Annotated in this window: 8 protein-coding genes; 1 reads left to right on the forward strand and 7 read right to left on the reverse strand. The window is 58.4% G+C overall.

Features of this window, described 5'->3' with window-relative positions:
• Nucleotides 1-552: 552 nt before the first annotated feature.
• The 4 genes from IVB13_RS13620 to IVB13_RS13635 form a co-directional block, all read right to left on the reverse strand.
• Nucleotides 553-1,281 (reverse strand): Crp/Fnr family transcriptional regulator, encoded by a 729-nt coding sequence (locus tag IVB13_RS13620; protein WP_247489168.1) that lies wholly within the window; start codon nucleotides 1,279-1,281, stop codon nucleotides 553-555.
• 793 nt (nucleotides 1,282-2,074) lie between these two features.
• Nucleotides 2,075-2,281 (reverse strand): GDCCVxC domain-containing (seleno)protein, encoded by a 207-nt coding sequence (locus IVB13_RS13625; RefSeq protein ID WP_247489170.1) that lies wholly within the window; start codon nucleotides 2,279-2,281, stop codon nucleotides 2,075-2,077.
• 5 nt (nucleotides 2,282-2,286) lie between these two features.
• Nucleotides 2,287-2,481, reverse strand: coding sequence for a hypothetical protein (locus tag IVB13_RS13630; RefSeq protein ID WP_247489172.1), 195 nt, complete (start codon nucleotides 2,479-2,481; stop codon nucleotides 2,287-2,289).
• Nucleotides 2,482-2,724: 243 nt separating this feature from the next.
• The gene (locus tag IVB13_RS13635; RefSeq protein ID WP_247489174.1) at nucleotides 2,725-2,961 is read right to left on the reverse strand and encodes a PilZ domain-containing protein; all 237 of its coding nucleotides are present in this window, start codon (nucleotides 2,959-2,961) and stop codon (nucleotides 2,725-2,727) included.
• 386 nt (nucleotides 2,962-3,347) lie between these two features.
• Here IVB13_RS13635 and IVB13_RS13640 point away from each other — a divergent pair, with 386 nt between their 5' ends.
• Entirely contained in the window at nucleotides 3,348-3,548 is a 201-nt protein-coding gene (locus IVB13_RS13640; protein WP_247489176.1) for a hypothetical protein, read from the forward strand.
• On the opposite strand, the gene IVB13_RS13645 is transcribed toward IVB13_RS13640, so the two are convergent.
• The 3 genes from IVB13_RS13645 to IVB13_RS13660 form a co-directional block, all read right to left on the reverse strand.
• On the reverse strand, nucleotides 3,549-3,875 hold the full coding sequence (locus IVB13_RS13645) for a hypothetical protein (protein WP_247489177.1): 327 nt from the start codon (nucleotides 3,873-3,875) through the stop codon (nucleotides 3,549-3,551).
• 2,672 nt (nucleotides 3,876-6,547) lie between these two features.
• On the reverse strand, nucleotides 6,548-6,766 hold the full coding sequence (locus IVB13_RS13655) for a hypothetical protein (RefSeq protein ID WP_247489179.1): 219 nt from the start codon (nucleotides 6,764-6,766) through the stop codon (nucleotides 6,548-6,550).
• 1,157 nt (nucleotides 6,767-7,923) lie between these two features.
• On the reverse strand, nucleotides 7,924-8,309 hold a 386-nt coding region (locus tag IVB13_RS13660; RefSeq protein WP_247489181.1), incomplete at its 5' end, for an NYN domain-containing protein.

The following is an 8,309-nucleotide window of genomic DNA, read 5'->3' on the forward strand; positions in this document are numbered from 1 at the left end:
CTCTGCATGACCCACCTCTGGCTCGATAAAACACCCAATCTCGGTGTCCATCAAACCGGCAGCAGCTCAGGATGTCGCAGTTCTCGCAGCGTGGATGCTGCTCTGCTCTGGCCACTCGCTTCAGCATTGATTCGGTCCCCAACCTTCGCGTTTATACAACGCGCGTCAGATGGGTGCCTTCAAGCAAGTTAAAGCGGGCGGACGGTGCTCTAGCGGTACCACGGCCGCCGGCGGCCCTGGATCTCGCGGGCCTTCCTTATCTCATCGTAACTGATCTGCCCGTGCAGATCGTCCCATGCGTTTCGATAGCGGGCCTTGGCCTCGGCGAGGCTGCCGGCCCCACCGCGGTGCTGGTCGCGCTGCGGCACGTTCGGCAGGAAGACCGACTAGGACCACCCGTTGACGCCCACGCCGCGGAAGATCCGTCCGATCGAAAGCTCGTCCCAGATCACCTCGTAATTGGAGGCGACACTATGTCTGGCGTTCCCTAGGGACGTGAGCAAACTAGCAGACGACCTGTGCAGTTACCGGGCAAGCTTTGACCGAGCTTCTCTACCCGTTTGGCGTCAGATGGAGATAGGTTCGATCGAAGCCTGCCAATTCTTCCAAGCGCTTCTGGTCGAGCAAGTTGAAGACCGATCTGTCCGTTTCCACCAACCGTTCCCCTCGCAGCGCTTGGAGCGTACGGTTCGTATGGACCACGGAAAGTCCCAAACAATCACCGAGATCAACTTGAGTGACGGGCAAGCTAAACTCTCCGCCGCGGGTGCGCCCGATTGCCTGAAGCCGCTCGTGCACTTCGATCAACAGGTGAGCCATTCGTTCCAGCGCGGCCCGCCGCCCGACATTCACGATCCACTCTCGGAAGATAGAACCATCGATCAAGCTCTCTCGCCAAAACGCCGCGGCAAGATTCGGGTGTCGGGCCGTCACCTCGGTCAGCTCGGCGTGCGCAATGAATCCAAGGGTGCAAGGTGAAAGGGTCACCAGATCATGGTCCATGACCTTGAGGTGAAGGCTTTGAAGATCAGGTATGTCGCCGGGAATGTGCAAGGACAGGACCTGTCGCTCTCCGTCGGCGGTCGTCTTCGAGCGCGAGGCAAACCCCTCAACGATGAGGCAGCACTCGCCGGGGCGACTGCCATCCGCGACGATAATTTCACGGGCGCCGAGATGCCGCTCACGAATCCGCAGGCCCTGAATGGCACGGATGTCTTCGCCATCCAGATGGTTCGACACAGCCAGTTTGGTGATGAGCGCTGACGCGAGGTTTGCCGACATCGGATCGTCCTCATGCGACCCGACTGGCGATATGTCCACTCCGGCCTGATAGGCGGGAGTCGCTTGAACTCTCAGCGCCGGCGCCCAAAAGATAATATGCCGGGGATAGAACTTAGCTTACAGCTGTGAAACCAGTCCTGCGAGTCTCATTCGGTCTTCGTGGCCAGTAAAGCGCAAGCGCATTGCTCCAGGTTAAGGAAGCGTCATGAATTACCATTTGGAACCGCGAACCAGATACCTACTCTGTGGCTGTTAACGTCAGCTCAAAGTAGGTCTGGCCGGTGTTTGGGGCTGGGCTGTCATTGACGACGATCTGCCAAGGCTTGCCTCGCAAAATATCGTCCCCTCTATAGTCTTTTAAAACTGCACCAGCCAACCTAATCGCCTCAGTCCTCGCTGCAGCGATGTTGGGGAGCTCTAATCCGTCAGTATCGGTCAAAGCGCTTCCGTCCAGGACATGAAAGTGGAATCGGGGCAAAAACCTCACTCCTTGCGGGCGAGCGCTGTATCTTCGCTCAGACGCGCGACGGCAACTGACATTGAAGGCTGTCGTTCCTGTGAAGCGGAGGCGCTGCAGTTCCGCTCTGGGTCACCTCCTGACATCTTGCGATCCGGCTCTGACGTCCGATAAGCGCCCTTAACGGACTCCAGGGGCTAATCTTCTTCTATGCGGGCCGCGCACGATCTTGCAATCGCCAAGACCAAGATCGAAGAGGGCGCCATGTGGGCGATTAAGGGCGTGGTCTCTGAATGAAGTTTTGTCGCGCGTAGCCGTTCACTCTCCTCAGGGCAGCTAGCTACAGCAGCCCTTGCCGTTCTCTTGAACCGGCGGACAGCGAACGGTGCCGAAGGAACAGAACACGCAGCAGTCGCCAGGGAGCGGCTTCAGGCGCTCGCCGCAGCCCTTGCAGTCATAGAAGAACCGGCAAGCGTCGGTCGGCATGACCTCGGCAGCAGCGTGACTGCACTTGGGACACGTGATCGTGGAGTTCAGGATCATTTACCTCAGGTGCGTGGCAGGCACCGAGTAAGGAGCTGCTGGCGAGCCTTCTTCAGATCGGTCGCCAATTTTATCTTCTCTCTCAAAACGAGGATTTCGGAATATTCCTTTTGGATCTCTGGGGGAGTGCGAACTGCTTCAAGTTGCTGGGCGGTCAGTTTCAATATCGCGGCAATATGCCTACTCTGGATGTGCTGCATTAATCAAATCCGCTGTGGAAAAAAGCAACGATACAGCGAACTGCGTTGCGGTGTCGCTCGAAATAACAGCCAACACGCTGTCGTTTTTTTGCAGCGCGTCACTCCCTCAGGGCTGGGCGGGTCGCCGTGTTTGGCGATCGAGGCGCCGCAGCATTTCGCTCGACTTCTCCAAGGACAACAAGGCTCCGCTGCAGCATCCCTTTGCCCTAAGATATTCCATCATCCGCACGAGTTGGCGGAGTATCAATAGAATGCGACAGCGATACGTTTTTCTTTGCGCCAGACGACTGAACAGCGACGTGGGTCACCGTCCGGCATGACAGTCAGCGCGAATTCGTCGGGAATCTTTTCATTTCCTGCAATATCAAGGGCGGCACCGTAAACAGAGATGCTGCGGATCAAGCAATTTGCTTTTGAACGGCCGAAGCTGATCGAGCCGGACTTTGGGATGCGTGTCGAATGAGAACTGTTCTGCTCCATAGTTTTTCTCCGAGAAAAGGGTTCGCTCCGCAGAGCGCAAGTCGATTGTCGTCGCACCCGTTCGCTTGAATCTCGGGAGCCGATCCAGCCGGCGTGACTTGAATAATACCATATTAAATGGACCGCTGCATTAATTTTTAAATGGAATTGAATGTTGAATTAATAGGGAGAATTGCGGTGGCTGATAAACAATTGTACACGCCAGATCGAAAATCGCCCGATGATACGGAAGTAGAGTTCAAATTTCAGACGATTGCCCAGATAGAGCAGAAATCGCTGCGATAGACACGGGGCTGGAGGCGCTTTTGGGTCTGAGGCCAATTTGACTAACCGGCCAATCCGATGGCGGCGAGTGCGCAAAGAGCCAAGTGCTGCGATCTTTCATCATGGCTGCCCTCGCCTGGGGATCCTCGTCCGCGCTCAGCCTGACGTCGGAGGAGATCATCGCTAAGCTTCGCGCCGCCGGCTATTCGCACATCCAGGAACTACCAGCCGGAAAGATAACGACCTACAAGGCCGTCAAGGAAGGCACCGCGCGCTCGCTAATCGTCGACAGCACCGGCCACATCGCCGAGGTGGCGAGATAGCTAGACGGGCAGACGAAGCCAGACGTCTTTACTGGACAGCCTGCGGTTGGCGTCGCGATCTCCATGTCGACGACACGAAACGAGCCATGACTTTCGTAAACGTAGCGAAGGTGCCGGGCCGGGTTCCGGCGAGATGGCGAGATCGTCCAAGGCAGACGCGACGTATCGAACGGCATCGCGTCGCTCAACCGAGGCGGAGAACATCGTCTCTATCAGCGCGGCCAGGCTCATGCTGCCGACCAGCATGGCTCGTGCCGTTTCGTCGCCGTAAGTAAGCCGGAGCGCGGTCACGACTGCCGCAATAGCGTCGGGGTTCTTCAGAGCCACGTTAGATCCGCTTCGCCCAGCAAAACCATAATGCGGATTCCGCCCCCTTTCGTGCAACCGGCATCGATTCGCGGTCAACTATCTCAATGGATAAATGCCCAGGGCGAGTCGCCCTTGCGAAGCTTCGATCGGCAGTATTGATGACTTTCCTGAGCCGAACGGCCGGGCTGGACACCGCTTTGGCCGCTCTCACCTCCCACTGTGAGGCCGCTAGGACGGGGTATTTTTTAGGGTCATCCGGTGCTCGCCGGTTCACGTTGGCGGCCACGGCGAAGGCCGCAGCGGGAGGTTAAATCGCTGCGGCCCGCGCGTGGTCAATGAAGCCGGGTTAAAAAGACCAAGTGAACTATGCAGCCAGCACCGGTGCCAAAATTCTGCCGCAGCTTTGTCTCGTTGGCAAATATAATTTCTGCGGAACCGAAATCCACTTGGGGTGCACTATGTTCCTAGAACGGAACGATCCTGTTATTCTCCCGACCGGAGCTTGGCGCGTGCGAAACCACAAACCTAAGCAGTGGACCAAGGGCGAGGTACAGACGCTGATCAAAATGATCAACGGAGGTTCGACCGCGGCTGAGATCGCGACCGAGCTTGGGAGGTATATCGCGTCCGTCAAACGTGTGGCCCGAGACATGGGATTTTTGCTCCGAAGCGAGAGGAGCGCTGCACAGAGACGTAGACGTATAAGTCGCTTGTAGAATCGCTCTATGCTGGCTCAGCCAAACCTTACGGAGAAAGCAGGGAATGGTTAGGCCCGGCGCGTCTTACCGGACAAGGACGCGTCGGGCCGCGAGTGCGTAAACGCGCATTACGCAAGCTGGCGGCGCCTTGTCTTGGGAAAAATTCAGGTTGGCTAGCGAGCGCTTGAGGCTGCGGCTTGAGGCTGCTGAAATCGGTCTGACCCCAGCCCCTCGGTTACCGCATCCGGCGCACACCAACCGCGGCTCGACATCAGAGAAGCGAACGTGGTCCGGCCCAACCATCGGCCCTTAGTGCAACGTTATGGCCGCAATGGCAGTGGACCAGGAGCCGCCGAGCTCATCTCGCGCATCTCACCGAAGCGCCTTCTGAGGCCGCATGCCGGTATCCAAGTGTCGCGGTGGCGAGCGTCAATCGGCCTGGCGCGGCGAGGAATGGTATTAGCTTCAGGTCTATCCCGTCCCGGGCCGTTTTTTGGCAAACCTTACCGAAAGCTGAGTCACACACTGAAATGCGCACCCGTGGAAGGGGTGGCATCGCCCCGAATGTCGCGGATTCGATGCTGCCAGTCTAACGGATACCCTTGGTACGGAGCCCGCCGGCTCCTTGAATCCTGGCGCCAAGGGTGGCTCCGGGGCGGGCCGGCGGACCGTCCTTGACGCGGCACGGATGCCTTCTTACGCGGCCGCCCTTCTCGTCATTGGCGCACAAGCTTGGACCGCATACCGGTCAGCATCGTGTAGGCAAGACGCCGCCAGATCAGGTTCATCAGGACTAGTAGCATGTGGTATCCCCGTGTTCGATTCCGCCACTTTCGACCCCCTCTGTTTCAGCAAGATTTCGCGGGGCCGGGAAATGGCTTCGCGCGAGGTCGGGGTCGCGTCCCCGGTGCAGGTCGGGACGGCGGCGAGTTATTTGACACCGCCAGGGGAGGTCTGAGCGATCGGTATTGGTACGCTGTCGCGGCCGCCCTGCGGTGGGCGGAAATCTCATTCTCCAATGGCAAGCGGAACGCCGCGTCTGATCGTACAGAAATGGAATAGCTGCGGGGGCCAGTCACGCTGGCGGGGCTTTCGGTTTTTGATTAGCTGCGGCACGAGCGGCGCCTTTCAAGGCCGCTTCGATGGTCTTAGGCCGCGTACCTCGGCGGGATCTTCCGCTTTGCTGCTTAGGCGCGGATGATCGGGACACTCTCGTAACTAGCCACAGATCGCTGCGGCAGCTGGCGCATTCATAACGCTTCAGTTCGTAGCCTTTGGTCAGGGGGAAAACAGCTTTGAGCAGTCGAGCTTGGCTACAAATGGTGCATCCGGCTTCGCCATTCACGATCGCCTCCCGCAAGCAATTTGGCCGCAATGATCGAAATCAGAACTGAGTCTCGGTTCAGGAGCAATAGCGGCTCACGCTGGCGGGGCCTATTTCGATACAGCCGCCCGGTAGTCGTCCGGAGGTGTAACCGCCGGCCATTGGAATTACCATTCTCACTTTTGGCGGACCAGCAATGGCGCAAGGCGGTGGCACGGACAAGGCACCAACCCTCATCTGCAACAGATGTCAGCGTCCAATGGAGTTTCTCGCGTCGCTGCCGGCAATTGCAAACCTGCCCGCCGCCTATGCCTACAGGTGCATGCCCTGCCTGAGAGTTGAAACTATCGTTCTGGGCTGAAGGAAGGCACTGCCGGAGGACTAGAATTTGGGCGCCTGGCGCCACCTGCGACAAGTTAGCCCTGTGCTATCTCACGTGCATTTTCTCGACGATCGCATAGAGCAGCATGAAGATCGGCAAGAAGACGAAGAACCAAACGGCCTCCGGTTCGTCCCGGGAAAATTCGCGGTTGGGATCTGTTTCAGTGCCGAACGGGACAGGTGGCACAGGCGGCTTCGGACGCCCGCGTTTTACCGCTCGGCTTAGCAGCCGTCGAATCGCTGGTTCGTCCGGATCGCTTGCGCGTCGGCTCTGGTTCGTCACGACTTTAGACCGCGAACATCAGCGGGTATTTGCGGACCAGTTCGAGGTCAACGTAGCCGGCGGCATTGATCCACTCGTGGGGACAGTAAACGAGCGAGCCGGGGTCGAGCTCCAGGCCATCCCGTTTTATTGCCTCGCGCGTCCCCAGTCGGCCGGCCCATTGTCTCCGTCCGTTTGGATCAGGTCGCATCGCGTCGAACACGGCGGTGTCGTTCTTCGTCATCGCAATTCCGGAGGTGTTGAAACCAATCTTTACGAAATGACCTCAGCTTGCCGCCGGTGTTCTCGCCGACAAGTGACATTCGCTTTTGCAGTTGCTCACTTTAAGCCCGCATAGGTCGTGCTGACCGTCTTTCCCTGTCTCTCTCGCCGTTGCAGGTTGCCGGAGTTTGGCGAAGGGTGATCCAGAATTGTCAGGTGCGGCCGGACCAGCCTCGGCCCCCGCGGGCTGCAAGGGTGGCTAGCTGTCTGCTCCTCAGGGTGGGTGGGCCGCCAGCATTGGATCGCTCTCTTCGTCGAGTCAGCGCTTGGAGAGGTTTAGGAGGAAGCCCACCATTGGTCGGGGAATGGCTCCAGCACAGTCCAATCGACTTGGTTGTCGTTGTCAGGGGGGCTGATAGCTCCTGCATTCCCGGTTAGTGGCGCGTGGCGACGGAGGCGAACAGACAAACCGCCCCGTTCGCGACGTCGAACGCGGCGCGACGGTGGATATGTCAAGCGTAATGGAGGCACGCCGCGGGCGCTTCGCTCAGCTTCTTCGACCAGATCTCGAAGATGTGCCAACTCTGAGAGCTGAGAAGCGAGTTCGCTAAGTCGTTCGTAAAGGTTTGCGCGAGAGCCTCGCATAATGTCCTCCCCAGCAAAAAAGCACTATCAGGACGGCGTCAGAGCAATTAGCGCGAGAGTAAAAGTAGAAGTTCAATATTTCAGGCTCGGTGTCAGGCCTTCTTGAATGCGGTAAAAGAGAAACGGCTCGGTTCCGGGGGCGAGGGGCCCGACTGCATTACCCCACTCGGGGACAGGCATGGGTTCTCTCCGGAGCCGGTGAAAGATTAAATACATTTAATACAACTTAAATCAATTGAAATTAATAGGTACGCTCACGAAGTCCGACCATTCGGCCCGTTCATTCACTTCTCTACTCCTCAGGACTCCGCCCTTGGTGGAGGTGCCAAAAGAAGAAAATGACCCCGTAGGCGGGGATGAGCTGGGCCGACTGCGTTTCCCACTTGGGGCTGGGCGTCGGAAAGCTTGGTAATTGGCGAAGCGTTCCAATCTGGTTTTAGTGGGCTGGGCGCGTGCATCGGCGAGATCGGAGTGGCGTCCCGCGACCAGCCTTCACGTTCTGAAATGGGCTGCATAAAAGTGGGTCTCAACAGTCTAGTTGCGTGGATCGTTTCCCTTCGGCTCCTGCAAGAATTTTGGCATGTTTCCACGCGCTTCACGATCACGCGGGGCGGGGCGTTCGGACGGGTCGCGGCCGAGCTTGGACTGCAGCTCGACGAGGTCGGTGAAGAGGTCGGCCTGGCGGCGCAGCTCGTCGGCGATCATCGGCGGCTGGCTCGCGATCGTGGAAATCACGGTGACCCGCACGCCGCGGCGCTGAACGGCCTCGACCAGGGAGCGGAAGTCGCCGTCGCCCGAGAACAGCACCATCTGGTCGATGTGCTCGGCGAGCTCCATGGCATTCACGGCAAGCTCGATGTCCATGTTGCCCTTGACCTTGCGGCGGCCGGAGGCGTCGATGAACTCCTTGGTCGCCTTGG

The organism is Bradyrhizobium sp. 17 (genome assembly GCF_023073515.1).
GTDB classification, from domain to species: Bacteria; Pseudomonadota; Alphaproteobacteria; order Rhizobiales; family Xanthobacteraceae; genus Bradyrhizobium; species Bradyrhizobium canariense_D.